This window comes from Bradyrhizobium sp. AZCC 2230, from assembly GCF_036924495.1.
In the GTDB taxonomy this organism is placed as follows: domain Bacteria; phylum Pseudomonadota; class Alphaproteobacteria; order Rhizobiales; family Xanthobacteraceae; genus Bradyrhizobium; species Bradyrhizobium rifense.
The window spans coordinates 550294-565356 of the sequence record NZ_JAZHRS010000001.1 but is presented as its reverse complement, the minus strand read 5'-3'; the positions used below and the strand labels follow the sequence as shown (position 1 = coordinate 565356).

The 15063-nt window shown below is 62.6% G+C and carries 15 protein-coding genes and 1 pseudogene; 3 read left to right on the top strand and 13 right to left on the bottom strand.

Annotated features, from left to right (window positions below; all coding sequences use genetic code 11):
- Nucleotides 1-226: 226 nt before the first annotated feature.
- Nucleotides 227-1066 carry a universal stress protein gene (locus V1280_RS02540; RefSeq protein ID WP_334518680.1) on the top strand — a complete coding sequence of 280 codons (840 nt, stop codon included), beginning with the start codon at nt 227-229 and terminating at the stop codon, nt 1064-1066.
- Nucleotides 1067-1736: 670 nt separating this feature from the next.
- Here V1280_RS02540 and V1280_RS02535 read toward each other — a convergent pair.
- The 13 genes and pseudogenes from V1280_RS02535 to V1280_RS02475 all read right to left on the bottom strand — a co-directional run bounded on the left by V1280_RS02535 (nt 1737) and on the right by V1280_RS02475 (nt 12278).
- A complete protein-coding gene (locus V1280_RS02535) occupies nt 1737-2117 on the bottom strand; it encodes a RidA family protein (RefSeq protein WP_334518678.1) in 381 nt (126 codons plus the stop codon).
- 71 nt (nt 2118-2188) lie between these two features.
- Nucleotides 2189-2947, bottom strand: a pseudogene (locus V1280_RS02530) (enoyl-CoA hydratase/isomerase family protein); the annotation flags it as partial.
- Nucleotides 2948-2959: 12 nt separating this feature from the next.
- On the bottom strand, nt 2960-3778 hold the full coding sequence (locus V1280_RS02525; RefSeq protein WP_334518676.1) for an ABC transporter permease: 819 nt from the start codon (nt 3776-3778) through the stop codon (nt 2960-2962).
- Complete coding sequence (locus V1280_RS02520; RefSeq protein WP_334518675.1) at nt 3775-4560, bottom strand: ABC transporter permease; 786 nt, start codon at nt 4558-4560, stop codon at nt 3775-3777. The genes V1280_RS02525 and V1280_RS02520 overlap by 4 nt, the downstream gene beginning before the upstream one ends.
- Nucleotides 4544-5323: an ABC transporter ATP-binding protein gene (locus tag V1280_RS02515; protein WP_334518674.1), complete on the bottom strand. Its 780-nt coding sequence runs from the start codon at nt 5321-5323 to the stop codon at nt 4544-4546. The genes V1280_RS02520 and V1280_RS02515 overlap by 17 nt, the downstream gene beginning before the upstream one ends.
- A gap of 22 nt (nt 5324-5345) precedes the next feature.
- A complete protein-coding gene (locus tag V1280_RS02510; protein WP_334518672.1) occupies nt 5346-6290 on the bottom strand; it encodes an ABC transporter substrate-binding protein in 945 nt (314 codons plus the stop codon).
- Nucleotides 6291-6337: 47 nt separating this feature from the next.
- Nucleotides 6338-6730, bottom strand: a complete 393-nt coding sequence (locus V1280_RS02505) for a RidA family protein (protein WP_334518671.1) — start codon at nt 6728-6730, stop codon at nt 6338-6340.
- Between the two features lie 28 nt (nt 6731-6758).
- The gene (locus V1280_RS02500) at nt 6759-7472 is read right to left on the bottom strand and encodes an ABC transporter ATP-binding protein (RefSeq protein WP_334518670.1); all 714 of its coding nucleotides are present in this window, start codon (nt 7470-7472) and stop codon (nt 6759-6761) included.
- Nucleotides 7469-8242: an ABC transporter ATP-binding protein gene (locus tag V1280_RS02495; protein ID WP_334518668.1), complete on the bottom strand. Its 774-nt coding sequence runs from the start codon at nt 8240-8242 to the stop codon at nt 7469-7471. The genes V1280_RS02500 and V1280_RS02495 overlap by 4 nt, the downstream gene beginning before the upstream one ends.
- A 1-nt stretch (nt 8243) precedes the next feature.
- A complete protein-coding gene (locus V1280_RS02490) occupies nt 8244-9122 on the bottom strand; it encodes a branched-chain amino acid ABC transporter permease (RefSeq protein ID WP_334518666.1) in 879 nt (292 codons plus the stop codon).
- Nucleotides 9123-9134: 12 nt separating this feature from the next.
- The gene (locus V1280_RS02485; RefSeq protein ID WP_334518664.1) at nt 9135-10007 is read right to left on the bottom strand and encodes a branched-chain amino acid ABC transporter permease; all 873 of its coding nucleotides are present in this window, start codon (nt 10005-10007) and stop codon (nt 9135-9137) included.
- 23 nt (nt 10008-10030) lie between these two features.
- Nucleotides 10031-11158: an ABC transporter substrate-binding protein gene (locus V1280_RS02480; RefSeq protein ID WP_334518663.1), complete on the bottom strand. Its 1128-nt coding sequence runs from the start codon at nt 11156-11158 to the stop codon at nt 10031-10033.
- Nucleotides 11159-11237: 79 nt separating this feature from the next.
- Nucleotides 11238-12278 (bottom strand): LacI family DNA-binding transcriptional regulator, encoded by a 1041-nt coding sequence (locus tag V1280_RS02475; protein ID WP_334518662.1) that lies wholly within the window; start codon nt 12276-12278, stop codon nt 11238-11240.
- An 80-nt stretch (nt 12279-12358) separates the two neighbouring features.
- On the opposite strand from V1280_RS02475, the gene V1280_RS02470 reads away from it, so the two are divergent.
- Together V1280_RS02470 and V1280_RS02465 are read left to right on the top strand one after the other, a co-directional pair.
- Nucleotides 12359-13504, top strand: a complete 1146-nt coding sequence (locus tag V1280_RS02470) for an acyl-CoA dehydrogenase family protein (RefSeq protein ID WP_334518660.1) — start codon at nt 12359-12361, stop codon at nt 13502-13504.
- Nucleotides 13505-13518: 14 nt separating this feature from the next.
- Entirely contained in the window at nt 13519-15054 is a 1536-nt protein-coding gene (locus tag V1280_RS02465; RefSeq protein ID WP_334518658.1) for an AMP-binding protein, read from the top strand.
- Nucleotides 15055-15063: the final 9 nt, after the last annotated feature.

Below are 15063 nucleotides of genomic sequence, written 5' to 3'. Positions count from 1 at the left end.
GATCATTGCCAGGATAAGCACGGGTCGGACGAACGATCGTGATCTACGATGCCTGATGTCGAACAGCACGCCGGGCAGTGCTAACATGGAGGGCTAATTGCTCGGTATTTTGATACAGATCTGCACAGCGATTGGAGGGATCTATCGGCCTCGGTCGCAAGCCGTTAGCCTTCAAAGGCGACTAGACGTTGTAAGTCAATGTTCACCTGAAACACGGGGGTTAAGAATGAAGACGATCTTGGTCCCGATCCAAAACATTGCGCTCATGACATCCGCACTCGAGCCCGCCGCACGTCTCGCGCAACGTACCGGCGCCTACATCGAAGGCTTTCCGCTCCGGTTCGGTATCCCTCAATATTTAGCCGCAGAATTAGCCACCGGCATCCCTTTGGATTCTTACCATGCGAAGAGCCAAGAAGAGTTAGCCGAGATGCACCGTTTGTTCGAAGCGTTCATGCTAAAGCACGATATTCCTCCAGCCACTGCAGGCTCGAGCCGACCATGCTTCGGCTGGTTGGAAACCGCGTCTGAGGGTGAAGACTTTGTTGGAAGTTATGGGCGTGCTTTCGACGTCATTGTAATGCCGCGGTCCGACGTTGATGCTGCCGGCCCTCACCGGCGCGCCATTGAATCCGCACTGTTTGAGAGCGGCAGGCCCGTCCTACTGGTACCATTAGATCCGCCGAGCACCATCGCGACAAACATCGTGATCCACTGGAACGGCAGTACCGAGCAGGCTCGGGCAAATGCATTTGCTATGCCGTTGCTTCGTCTGGCGGACAGGGTAACGGTGCTGACCGTGATCGGCGGGCAAGAAGTACCAGGCCCATCCGCCGCTCAGATAGTCCAACAATTGCTGTACAACGACATTGCCGCCAAGCAATTGAGCATTGAACTGGAAGGCCGCGACACTGGTGAGGCGGTCCTTGACGCCGCGAGAGCACAAGGCTGCGATCTGTTGATAAAGGGAGCCTTCACCCGCAACAGGCTGAGGCAAATGATATTCGGCGGCGCGACCAGCTATATCATGGATCATGCGGATCTGCCCGTCCTCATGGCGCATTAGAACTGCGCCTACAATTCTGCCGTGCGCTCCGATGCGATGGGCGCTTCTCCCGCCGTCAGCTTGCAAACACCGAGAATCCCTTAAGGCACTACCTTCAGCTCTAGCCGACAATAGATCCAGTTCGGCTGTGAAAGTTGATCACGACCGCTTTGCGCCCAATGGCCGCCGTTCCCAAATTAGAGGGCCTCGTCCGGGCAGCTCTGGCCCTCCTGCACGCTCTAGTTCGCCGCAGTACTCCGTCAGCTAAAACGCGGTGGAGTGCCGACCTCCAGCGGGTTAGGTCTAAACCCCCAACTTTCGTTATCGCCGAGTGAAAGTAACTAGGGGTCACCCACCCAAAACTACACCAAACCGCGCAATAGCACTCGATCGCCCTACTCCCACTCTATCATTTCGAACGATGGTTCGTCGTTGATATGCAAGCACAATTATTTGGATCTGACGGACAAATGCCGACGGTATACCCGCCGCAAGTTCTCGGTCTTGAATTCACAAGAAAATTTTAGCCGCCTGCAGGAATGGCCAGTTCAGGGACTATTGGAGTCAATTGACTAAGTGGCCGCGTAAACGAAGCCAAAATGGCCTATCGCACTCGAATTCCTGCGATACCGTCAATGACAAGAAACAGCTGGCCGGTTGTACAGCGATCAAGCCCAACCGGCTCGGCGCGTCAGCGCGACGGCACGAATGCCACCGCGTCGATCTCCACGCGGGTGCCGATGCCAAGGAGTGACCCGGCTCCGATGGCGGTGCTGGCCGGCGGTTCCTTGGCGTCTAAGAATATTTCGACGCGAGCGCGGTTGAAGCCGTCATAGTCGGCGAGGTCGGTCAGAAATGCCGTGGTCTTCACGATATCCGACAGCGAGGCGCCGTGTTTGGCCAGTACACGAGCGAGGCGCTCGAAAATGCGGCGGGTCTGGAGCTCGACGTTGTCGCGAGCGTCCTCGTCGACGCAAAGGCTTCCGGAGAGGAACAGCAGATCTCCGCTCGGCCCGAGCGGGATGCGGCGGGCCGGCGAAAATTGCGGTCTGTTTTCGTGTGTCGTCGACATGAGACTAAACCTTTCCTCTGGTGGTCGCTTACTTCCCCGCCGGTGTGGCGGCTGACGGTCGCAAATACCGGGGGCCGTCGTTCGGCGAAGGCGCGAAGCCCCTCTTCCGCATCGGCCGTTTGAAGCAATTGCCGTTGCAGCGCGCCTTCGAGGACCAGCCCCTCCTCCAGCGAGCCATCCAATCCGTACTGGACCGCTCGTTTCGCGGCCTGGACCGCGAGCGGCCCATTCGCCGCGATGCGCATGGCCATCGCTAAGGCGGTATCGAGCAGCGCGTCGCCCGCGACCACGCCGTTCACGAGGCCAATCCGCTCGGCGCGCTCTGCATCAATTGGCTCGCCGGTCAGGATCATCTCCAGGGCGCAGCCCATGGGAACAAGCCGCGGAAGCCGCTGGGTGCCGCCGCCGCCCGGCAGCACGCCCCATCGCACCTCCGCCAGGCCAAACCGCGAGTCCGGCGTGCAGACGCGAATATCGCACGCCATCGCCAATTCAAGACCGCCGGCGATGCAATGGCCTTGGATCGCGGCGATGACCGGCTTCGTGAGCTCGCCGACGAGCGTCATTCCGCCGAAGCTGATAGTGCTTTCCGAGCCATTCAGAGCGCGCTCGCGGCGCCAAGGCATGTACGTCTTCAGATCGCCCCCAGAACAGAACGCACGGCCGCCCGCACCGGTCAGGACAGCTACCAGCAAATTTGGGTCCGCCTCGAACTCTTTCCAGACCGCGGCGAGCGCGCGATCGTGCTCGACGTCGAGGGCGTTCATAGCGTCGGGCCGGTTGATCGTGACGAGCGCGACGGCGCCCCTGCATTCGAAATCGATGGACATTATCTGTTTCCTTTAAGACCGGCCCTGAGGCATCAAGGCCCAGGATTCGAAGGCGGCAAGCACCGCGTTGATGATGAAGCCGAACGAGCCGACGACCGCCAGCAGGCCGAAGACCTCGGCCGCGTTAAAATTGCGCTGCGCCATCAGCAGCAGCGCGCCAAGACCCGGCATCAGCGTCAGCATCTCCGCTAGCAGCGACACGATGATCGCCAACGGCGCGGCAACGCGAGCGCCCGTCAGGATCGACGGCAGCAGCGCCGGCAGGAAGATCTTGGTCACCCGCGCGATTACCCCTAACTGCAGGGATCGCGCGGCCTCGAGCAGTGTCGGATGCAGCGACCGCACGCCCGACGTGGTGTTGAGCAGAACCGGCCAGAGCGCTGCGAACACGATCACGAAAAGCTTCATCTTTTCATCGACGCCGATGATCAAGGCGGCCACCGGCACGATGGTGGGCGGCGGCAAGGTGCGCAGGAATTCCAGCGCCGGCCCCAGACAGCGCGCCAGACCCGGCGAGGCGCCAATCAATCCGCCGATGCCGACGCCCAGTACCGTGGAAAGGACAAGGGCGGCGGCAACCGACCGAAACGTCACCATCACCGCGGGAAGAAGATCTCCCGCGCTGATCCGGGAGATCAGCGCGGCCGCCCATGTCGAAGGAGGCGGAAAATAAGGCGAGCGCGGATCGCCAAGCACCTGCCAGAGCAACAGCAAGGCGACCAGCGGCAGCAGTCCTTGCAGCGCCGACCATGCGTTGTCCGTCGCATGAAGCACCCAGCGGCGTCCTCTGCCGCCGACGATGGTTTGTGCGGGCGAGTGGGTTGCGGTCATGATTGCTGAAGCTCCCGAATGCCGGGAAACAAGCGCGCGAACGTCAGTCGCAGGCATGCATTGAGCAGAACGCCGAGCGCGCCGGTAGCGACGAGATAGCCGAACATCAGGCCCGGCTGGAGGGCTTCCTGCGCCGTCACCAGCCCCCAGCCCAGCCCGGCCGGATTGCCGACCATCTCGGCGATAACCGCCACGACGAGTGCGAGCCCGAGTGCGACACGGGCGCCGACCATGGTCGATGGCAAGACCGCGGGAAAGATGACCTTGCCGAGCCGCTCCGTTCGCGACAGGTGTAGCGTCGCGGCTGTATCAAGGAGTCTCGGATGAATGGCCTTCGCACCGGCTTCTGCGTTTACGATGACTGGCCACACGCTCGCGAACACGATCACGGCGATTTCCGTAGTGACAGTGAACCCGAACAGCAGAACCGCGACCGGAACGAACGCAACGGCCGGCAATGGCCGGAGCAGCTCGAGCGACGCCCTGAAGAAACGATTGAAAATGAGAGAAAACGCCAGCGCGAGCCCGATGGCCGCGCCGAGCACGCTCGCAATCACCCATCCGGCCAATGCGCAGGCAATCGTGTGTACGGAATCGGCGATGATCTGACCGGATCGGATCGCACCATAGAGTGCATGGCCGATCTCCGACGGCGCCGGCAGGAATTCGAACCGGGTCGTAGCAGCCCTGACGCCCACCTCCCACGCAACGACAAGAATGAGAGCCGTCGCGAGCGCCGGCGCGTTGAACGCCTCGCTCAACCGTCTAAGCATGGATCTCATGGCGAAACGCCTCGTAGAGCTGATGACGCAGCCTCAGATATTCGGGAAGTTCCTTGGTCACGATCTGGTCGCGCGGCCGCGGCAGGTCGACGCTGATGCGCCGAGCGATGTGGGCCGGACTGCCTTTCAGGAGAATGATCGTATCGCTAAGATAGATCGCCTCCTCGATATCGTGGGTCACAAACAGCACGGTCGCGCCGGTTTCGGCCTGAACCGCCAGAAGCTGGTCCTGGAGCGAGGCCTTCGTCATCGCGTCGAGCGCGCCGAACGGCTCGTCCATTAACAGAGCGCTCGGCTCCATGGCGAGCGCCCGGGCGATCTGCACGCGCTGCTGCATGCCGCCCGACAGTCGCCACGGATATTCGTCCCTGAAGCGCTCGAGGCCGACCATGCGGATGGCATTCTGAACCTTGTCATCGAGCTCGGCGTCGCGCAGGCGCCCTTCCACGCCGAGCGCGACGTTTCTCCGCACGGTTCGCCACATCAACAGGGCGTGCCCGTAGTCCTGGAACACCATGGCCATGCCGGGCACCGGAGATCGGACCTCGCGTCCCTCGTAAACGGCGCGGCCGGAGCTGTAGGGCGTCAGCCCGGCCAGCGTCCGCAAAAGGGTAGTCTTTCCGGTGCCGGAGCCGCCGAGGATCGAGACGAACTCGCCTCGTCTGACCTCTAGATCGAGATCCTCAATGATGCGGCGAACGCCCGGCGCGCCGGGCAGATCGATGCAAAGGCTCTCGCACTGAAAACTGGATTGGGTTGTCATGATCGCCGCCAGCCGTCCGGGGTCACTTCAGCACGAGGCTGGATGGGTTCAATTCTGCGGAGAGTTGCCCGGTCTCCCGCATCGCCTCGATCCACGCCGAGATATGCCTCGCGGTCAGAGCTGTGCTGTACGTCGGCAGCACGATGCTTTCGATCACGTCATTCGGCAGACGGGTCCATTTGGCCAGGATCCCGCGTGCATCGACCTCGTAACCCGCGATATGGGCTCTCGCCTCTTCGAGGGCGGATACGAAGCGCGCGATTGCCTCGGGATTGGCGCGCGCCCAGGTGCCATTCGCCATCCAGCAGGTCAGCGTAACGGGATCGCCAACCTGGAGCATCGGATCGCCGAGGTCGACCTGGCCCGCCTTGTTGAGTGCGCTGACAAAGGGCTCGACCTCCTCGACCGCGTCGACGCGCTGCGCCTTGAGCTGGTCCACCATGTTGGGGAACATCATCTCGATGAAGCGCACGCTTTTCGGGTCCACCCCGCCCCGCTTGAGCGCAAGCAGGGTTGCGATGTGGACGACGCCGTTGATCGACGGCGTGCCGACAGTCTTGCCGGCCAACTGGTCGATCGAGGTAATGCCGGATTGGTTGCCGGCGATCAGGCGCATCTGCCGGTTCGCGGCCGTCTCGAGCGTATTGCCACACACGCCCACGACATCGAGGCCGCCGGCGGCCGCCTTGACGATATCGATCGCCGTCGCACCCGAAATGTCCAATTGACGCCCAAGCGCGCCGATCGTGGTTGAGAGATTCTGGACGGTCATGATCTCGACGTCGAGGCCCTTATCCAGAAAGAGGCTCTTGTCCTTCGCGACCCAGAGTGGAAGCCAGGCCGACGAGATCACAGAAGCGACCCGGATCTTGATGGGCGCCATGCCGCCTTGCGCGATGGCCGGCGATGCGGGGAGTGTCGTGGCCATGCCAAGCAGGCCGAGAATGGTCGAGCGCCTCGTGGGCATCACGCTTCCTCCATGTTGTGGGATGTTTCTGGTGAGCGCCGGCCCGTTCAAGCCGGAGCAAGCGCGATGGCTTCGATTTCCAGCAGCAATCCGAAGTGCAGGGACGCCACGCCAGCGACCACGCGCGCTGGCCGGACGTCGCCGATCCAATCGGCATAAATCTCGTTGAAGGCAGGCCAGAAGTTCATGTCAGTCACAAAGATGCGTACCTGGAGCAGTCGGCTTCGGTCGGTACCCGCGACTTCCAGGCAGGCATCGACATTGGCGAGCACTTGTTCGGCTTGCCGCGCGAACGGTTGATCGCTCAAGGCCTTGCCGTTCACGTCGACCGGAAGCTGGCCGGACACGAACACGAGGCCCGCGGCGGTACAGGTGTGTGAATAATGGCCGGCGGGCGGACGCAATCGGTTAGTGTTTGCGAATACGATACTCTGCTGCATGGTACTGCCTTCGATGTCTGCGCTTAGCTTAGTAGAACTGCATGAGAACCTTGTTGTCCGCCAATGCGTCAGGACAGGTCTCATGAATAATCGCGCCCGATCGCATCACCAGGACACGATCGGATATCTTGAAAGCTTCCTTCACGTTCTGCTCCACAAGCAGGATCGAGAGCCCAAGCTGCTGCTGAAGCTGCCGGATCGGCTGGAGCAGGTCCTGAAACAACTTCGGCGCCAAACCCATCGACGGCTCATCCATCAGGAGGCAGCGAGGACGGCTCAGCAGCGCGCGTGCGATGCTGACCATCTGCTGCTGTCCGCCCGACAACGTACCCGCGCGGCGCGCGTAGAACGTCTTGATGCGAGGCAGGATCGACATCACCCACTCGATGCGCTCGGGCTGCTCCCTCTGCGGCACGTCGGTTGCCCACATCGCGAGGCGGAAGATCTCGTCGACCGTCAGGCCCGGAAAGATGCCGCGGCCCTCGGGGACGAGGCCAATCCCCAGCGCGGCCATCTTCTTCGGCTCCGGCTGGTGCAGGCGTTGGCCATCAACCGAGATCTCGCCGCCCTGGCGGGAGACCACGCCGAACAGCGCATTCAGCAGGGTCGATTTTCCGGCGCCGTTGTGGCCGACGAGGCAAAGCACCTCGTTTTTGCGGATCTGAAGGCTGACATTGTCGAGCACGACGCGGCCGCCGTAGCCGACGCGGAGATTGTCAACGCTGATGAGAGCATCGGTCATGAGTTGCGCTCGCCGAAATAGATGGATGACAGCTCCGGGTTTCCGAGGATTTCCTCGGGCTCGCCGTCGGCGAGGAGTCTCCCCTGATCGAGGAAGCTGATCCGGTCAGAGATGCTCACGACGATCTCGAGGTTGTGCTCGATGATACAGATCGTGATGCCGCGGCGGACTTCGCCGCGCAGCAGTGCCACAAAGCGCTCGTAAGACCTGGGATCGAGCCCCGACGCCGGCTCGTCGAGAAGCCACATCTTGGCCTTGGTGGCCATGATCCGCGCCATGCTGAGGAACTTGCGCTCCGCATAGGCCAGATCGTTCGCGCGCACGCCGGCCTTGTGCAGCAGCCCGGTGGCATCGAGGATCTCATGCACGCGCAGGTGCCGATCCGCGCCGCTTCCCGTGTCGGACTGCCAGAACCAGGCGCTCTTCTCCATCACCGTAAGGACGTTCTCGAACACGGTCATGTGCGCGAACAGACGCAGATCCTGGAAGGTCCGGGCGACCCCGAGGCGGGCGATCTTCCAGGGCGCGGTGCCGACGATCGATTCGCCCTGCCAGCGGATGTCGCCCGAGGTCGGCCGCAGATGTCCGGTGATCAAGTTGAAGAGCGTGGTCTTGCCGGCCCCGTTCGGGCCGACCAGCGTGGTGATGATCCCTTCGCGCAGATTGAGCGTGACATCCTCGACCGCTTTCACGCCGTCGAAGCTCTTGGTGAGATTGGCGATCTCGAGAAGCGTCGGCGGGGGCACTGGCGATTTCGACACTTGCAGCACCTCACGCCTCCCCTTGCTTTGCGCCCATCAGGCCGTCCGGCTTGAAGATCATCAGGAGAACCATCGCCAACCCATAGATCATCTGCTGCACGGACCCGATCTCGGTGCGCGGCAGGAACGGCAGATAGGTCAAGGCGGCCGGCAGCAGCGTGAGAAGAACCGCGCCGACGATCGGCCCCCATACCGTTCCGATGCCGCCGACGATTACCATCGCCATGAAGAGCGTCGAGGCATCGATGGTGAAACTCTCGACGTTGATGAAGCTGAGATAGTCAGCATAGAGAACGCCTGCCACGGCGCAGATTGCGGTCGAGTAGAACACCGAGAGCGTCTTGATCAGCGCGACGTTCTTGCCGAACGCCAGCGCGGCCGACTCGCTGTCGCGGATGGTCTTGAGGCTGCGACCGAAGCTCGAGCGAACGATCGCCGTGGTCAGCACGACCACCAGGGCCAGTGTCACGCCGGCGAGGCCGAGGAACTGGACGGGATCGCTGAAGGAATATCCTGCGATGCTTGCCGGCGGGATGCCGACGAGGCCGCCGATGCCGCCCGTGACCGACTTCCATTCCGAGAACACCGTTGCGGCGAGGACCTGGAAGCCGAGCGAGGCCGCCACGAAGTAGTCACCGCGCACCCTCAGGGCCGGCAGGGCCAGTGCCGCGGAGATCACGCCGGCGATGAGCATCGCGGCCGGGAGCTGAAGCAGCAGCGAATCCGTCCACTGCAAGGCAATGAATGCCGCGACGTAGGCGCCGACACCGAAGAATACAGCATGGGCCAGCGAGAAGATCCCCGCGTATCCCATGATGAAATTCAGGGTGATCGCCAGAATGGCGTTGATGCAGACCAGCGTGGCCAGGTTCACGAGATAAGCAATCACGATGCAAATCCTTCAGCTAGTCACGGCACGGCCGAAGAAGCCCGACGGACGCAGCACGATGAACGCGAACAGAATGAGGAACGTAGCGGCCTCGCTCCACTGCGGATCGAACCGCCACAGCGCGAGGTTCTCAGCGATGCCCAGCAACAGTCCGGCGCATGCCGCGCCGCGCAGGCTGCCGACGCCGCCGACGATGGTGGCGGCGACGCTGAGCAGCATGACGCGGCCGCCGATCGCCGCATTCAACCCCGACGTCATGCTAGTGAGCACCGCGGCGGGGACCACGAGCAGCGAGCCGAGCGCGAAAGCGCATGTCGACACGGCCTTCGGGTTCAGGCCAAAGGTCCGCACCAGCGCGGGACTTTCGGAGAGCGCGCGGAGCGCGATCCCGATGTTGGTCCTGCCGAGAAACAGCTGGAGCGCGACGAAGCACGCTACCGCGGTAACGACGGCAATCCCCGCCGTGGGCGCCACGTAGAGGCCGGGCACGAGCTCGACGCTCCTGCTCAAGACCGAAGGCACCGAAATGAAGCCGCGTCCAAAGACGGTGCCGATCAGGTTCTGGATGACCACCGCAACGCCAAAGGAGCCGACGAAGATCGTGAAGAACGATCCGTCGGTGCTCTGGATCGGGCCATAGACGTAACGATCCAGAGCAACTCCGAACACCACGACCACGATGCAGGCGGCGAGGATCGCGATCGGCCACCAGACCAGGAGCACCGCATAGAGATAGTAGAAGATGTACGCGCTGATCGCGAAGCTCGCGCCGTGAGCGAAGTGGAAGATCTTCGTGGCTCCGAAGATCAGCGAGAAGCCGACCGCGGTCAGGCCGTAAAGCGCCCCGACCTGGATTCCGTTGATGATGAGCTGGAGAAGCAGCATGGGTCCTCACACGTGCGTCAGAGCTAGTGGGCCGCAACGGTCTCGACGATGGCGGGCTCGCCATCCACTTCGTTGATCTGCATCGCGGAGCGGATCGTGCCGTCCTTCTCGAAGGTGACGCGCCCGCCGACCAGATCGAACACTCCGATCTCACGACGTTTGGCCAGGAGGTTCTCGCCCGTGATCGGCAGGCCGGCCTTCTGCAGGGCGGACGCCAGGGTCCCGTACAGGAACACGGCGTTGTAGTAGTTCGCGGCGTAAGCCGTCGGCGCCCTGTTGGTCTTGGCCTGGTATTCCCGCGTGAAGCGCTTGGACACCGGATCGTCCGAATTCCAGTCGATGCGCTGCGTCGTGAACAGCGCCCCCTTGGCCTCGGGAAGGCTGGCGATGGCGGGAATCGCGAACCCCGAATAGCTGGCGAGCTGCTGCGTGACGCCGTTGTCGCGCAGCTGCTTGATGATCTGCGATTGCTGCGCGCCGAACGAGGCGATGTAGACGACATCCGGCTTGGCATCGCGCACTCGCGCCGCGACCCCGCTGAACTGCTGCGCATTTGGCGGCACAGAAAGCGCCTCGGCGAGCGTCGCGCCGAGCGAAGGCAGGCTGGATTCGAGCTCGCGCTTGATCGATTGGCCGAGCGGATCGTCGACATAGACGAGGACAAACCGCTTCAATCCCCGCTTCTGGACGAGGTAGGGCGCCATCGCCCGCACCTCGAAATTGGCCAACGGGATGACGTTCCAGAAATACTCACCAAGCTCGGCAAGGTCGGGCCCGACCCCGCCACCATTGACGGCAACCGTTCGGCTGCGCGCCGCGGCCGTCGAGATGGCCTTGGACACGCCGGTGAACGCCGAGAGCACGTAGCTGACCTTCTCGACGTTCACGAGTTTGTTCATGGCGATCACGCCCTGCTGCGGGAGCGCCTGACTGTCCTCGTAGGCGATCGACAGCTTTCCGCCGAGGACTTTCGCGTCGTTGAGGTGGGAAACCGCGAGCTCGGTCGCCCCCATGTAGAGATCGCCGTAATCCGCGTTTGCGCCGCTCAGGGGGAAGATGGCTCCGATGCGAAGATCCTCGGCGGACGCCGGCCCGGCGAGCATAAGAAGCATCGAAAACGCAAGAACCGCGACTTTCCGCCGAGACAACATCGTAAACTCCCGATTTACGAAAACGATTTCGTAACCTAGGTCGCGGCAGCCCGGCTTGTCAAGCGAGAGATGTCGGCTTTCAGATTTCGCCGGCTGCGATCAACTGGCTGCCGTGGGATGAGCGAAGAATCAGCTCGGGCGACCAGATTTCCTGCAATTCGCTGGGCGAACGGCCGTCCATGAGGGCCAGAAGCAGATCTACCATGCGACGCCCGGCCTCGAACGTCGGCGCGGAAAACGTGGTCAAGGGCGGGTTCAGATAGGGTCCAAGCGGATGGTTGTCGCACCCGATCACAGGAACATCGACGCCCGGGCGCCTGCCCGTCTCTGTGATCGCCTGCATCGCGCCGGTGGCAATCAGGTCGTGACCGCACATGATCGCCGTCGGCGGATCGCTCATCGCCAGTAGTTGGCGGGCGCCGTTCAGCCCACCCTCCTCGCTGGTGCTGGTCTCGACCACGAGATCGGCATCGAACGGCAGCTTCGCGGCCTTCAGGGCCGCGCGATAACCTTCCTGCAAGAGATGGCTGATCATGAGGTACCCCGGCGTGCTCAATAGCCCGATGCGGCGATGCCCGAAACCTACGAAACGCGCCGTTCCATTGCGCCCGGCGACCGTTCGGTCGATATCCACGAAGGGAAATGGCTTACCGGTCTCACTCCGGCCCAGTGCCACAAATGGCACGTTACGCTCCTGGAGATAGCGGATCCGGGGATCGTCGCGGCGCGTACGGCCGAATAGCACACCGTCGACCCGTTGCCGCTCGACCAGGCGGCGGAAACAGTCGATCTCCGTCTCCAGCGTTCGTCCGGTGACGATGATGAGCTGGAACGGCGTCTCGCTCAAATTCTGATCAATCCCCATAAGCAGATCGAGGAAAAATGGATGGGCGAAATGGGTCTGCGGTGGCGACAGCACGAAGCCGATCGTCTCGGACGTTTGCGTGCGCAGCCGCCGGCCCGCCGGATCCGGCGAAAAGCCAAACTTTTCTGCCGCTTCCAGCACGCGCCGCTTGGTTTCATCACTCACATCGCCGCGGTCATTGATGGCCTTCGAGACCGTCGACACGGCAAGCCCCAGATGACGGGCGAGCTCAACGATATTGATCCGCTGCTTCATTCAAGCCTCTTGCCACCAACACTTGACACAGCAGCTCGTCGACGTCTAGGTTATTTACGAAATCGTTTTCGGAGATTTCCATGATCGACCTTGCTTCACATGAGATGACGATGCTCCGCCAGACGGTGCGGGGGTTCGTCCGAAACCGCTTGGAGCCGCTCGAACAGCAGATCGAGACCGACGACAACGTGTCCCCCGACCTCCTGGCTAAGCTGCGCAGCGAGGCCGCGGAGGTCGGGATCTACGGCTTCAACCTTCCGCCCGAGCTCGGCGGTTACGGGCTTCCGGTCGCGGCGCAGGTCGGAATCCTGGAAGAAGTCACCCATACGTCCGTTCCGCTGTCCGAGGTTGTCGGGTTTCTGCCGCTGTCGCTGATCCATCTCAACGAGGAGCAGCGCGGCCGCATTCTTCCCGATCTCGTGTCCGGCCGAGTGACCATGACCTACGCCCTCACCGAACCTGATGCCGGCTCGGATCTGGGCGCGATCCGGACCAAGGCGATGAAGGTCGAGGGCGGCTGGCGCCTCGAAGGAGCGAAGCAGTTCATCTCGAACGTCGAGACCTGCGACTACGTGATCGTGCTGGCCGTTACCGATGCCTCCGCCTCCCTTAAGGGGCGGCTGACCACGTTCATCGTCAAGCGCACCAATTCGGGCCTCGTCGGCCTGACGCGCTACAAGAAAATGGGGTGGCACGGCTATCATCTGAATGGTTTCTCGCTCGAGAACTGCTTCGTTCCGGATGCCGACGTTCTCGGCCGTCCCGGCGACGGTTTCCTGGTCATGATGGCCTCGATCAACCACGACAGAATCCTGTCTGCATGCCGGTCGCTGGGACTGGCGCAACGCGCCCACGACATGTCCATCGCTTACGCGAAGGAGCGTCGCGCCTTCGGCTCGCAGCTTGCGAGTCACCAGGCCATTCAGTTCATGATCGCCGACAACGATGTCGAGATCGAAGCGACGCGGGCGCTGATCTATCGCGCTGCCGCGTTGTGCGACCAGGAAGATCCGACCTCGCGGATCGCGGTGTCCAGAGCCAAGCTGTACGCCAGCGAGATGGGATGCCGCGTGGTCGATCGCTGCCTCCAGATCTTCGGCGGGATGGGCTACATGTGCGAGCTCCCCATCGAGCGTTTCTATCGCGATGCCCGCGCGTTCCGACTGGGCGAAGGCACATCCGAGATGCAGCGGATTCAAATCGCTCGCCAGGCTCTTTCCAACTGACTCAGGGGATCACAATGAGTGGAGCGCCAAGCCCCTTTTTCGGGCTGCTCGATAACCATGCCGACGCGCCGGCGATCTATATGGGCGATTATGTCGCTACGCGCAGGCATCTGGCCCAGGCCTCGAACCGCGCCGCAGCTTTTCTGAAGAGCCTCGGGTTGACGCGCGGGGACGTGATCGCGCTCTGGCTCCCGGATGGCCCGACCTGGCTGCAATTCCTGTTTGCCGCCGCGCATCGGGGGATTTTGGTCGTTCCGATCAGCACGCGATACCGGCGCGCCGAAGCGCTTCATGTCATCACGCTGTCCCGCGCCAAGGCCGTCGTGGCAGCAACCAACTTCCTCGATGTGGCCTTCGCGCAGATCGTGCGCGACATCCAGAGCGAGGTGTCCACGCTTGCGCACGTCATCGAGATCGCCGACCCGACCTGTTTCCACGCTGGTGCCGATGGTCACGTTGAAGCCGTTGGCCGGCCACAGGATCTGTTGTGCACGTTCAGCACATCCGGAACGACCGGCGCGCCGAAGCTCGCCGTTCACGACCAGCACAGCTGCCGTACGCACGGCAACATCGTCGCTTCGGCGTTCGACATCCATCCCGGTGACAAGACGCTGTGTGCATTGCCCCTCTACGGCGTCCTGGGATTTGTCCAGGCCATCGCGACGCTGGCGGGCGGCGGGGCCTGCATTCTCTTGCCAGTCTTCAAGGCCGGCGAAGCCGCAGCGGCGGTCGAGCGGCACGCGGCGACTCATGTGTTTGGCTCCGACGGGCTGCTCGATGCCGTATTCAACGTGCCTGCGGCGAAACTCTCGACGCTGCGCGCCGGAGGTTTTGCCGATTTCGCGGGCCTGACCGATCGGGTGATGAGGACGGCCGAAGATCGATGGGGACTGCGCCTAGTGAGCGTGTACGGCTCGTCCGAAGGTTTTGCCCTGATGGCGGCGCGCTCGCCCTCCGAACCGATCGAGGCCAGATCATTGCCCGGCGGTCGGCTGCTGTCCGGCGAGATGGCGTTTCGCATCGTCGAGCTCGACAGCGCAACGCCAGTGGCGCCCGGCGCGACCGGTGAATTGCAGATCCGGGGCTACAATGTGATGCTTGGATATCTGGACAACGAGGCCGCGACGGCGCGGTCGTTTACCTCCGACGGCTGGTATCGAACCGGCGATTTCGCCTATGCGGACCAGGACGCTTTCGTTTTCCTGTCACGCATCGGCGACGGCCTGCGCCTGCGCGGCTATCTGGTCGACCCCAGCGAGATCGAGACATTTCTCTGCCGGCATCCGGACATCTCGGCTGCTCAGGTTGTTGGCGTCCGCCTCGAGGGCGAAGGCGACGTTGCTGTGGCCTTTGTTCGCGCCGATCGCCAGCTCGCCGAGATCGAGCTGCTCGCCTACTGCCGCGAAGGCATCGCCAACTACAAGGTCCCGCGCCGCATCGTCCAGATCGAGGCGTTTCCGGTCATCGACGGTCCGAACGGGATCAAGATTCGCAAGGCGGCCCTGAGGGAGCACGCCTCCCAGTTCCTCAGCTCCGCTCCCATCACTTGACGAGGTTGA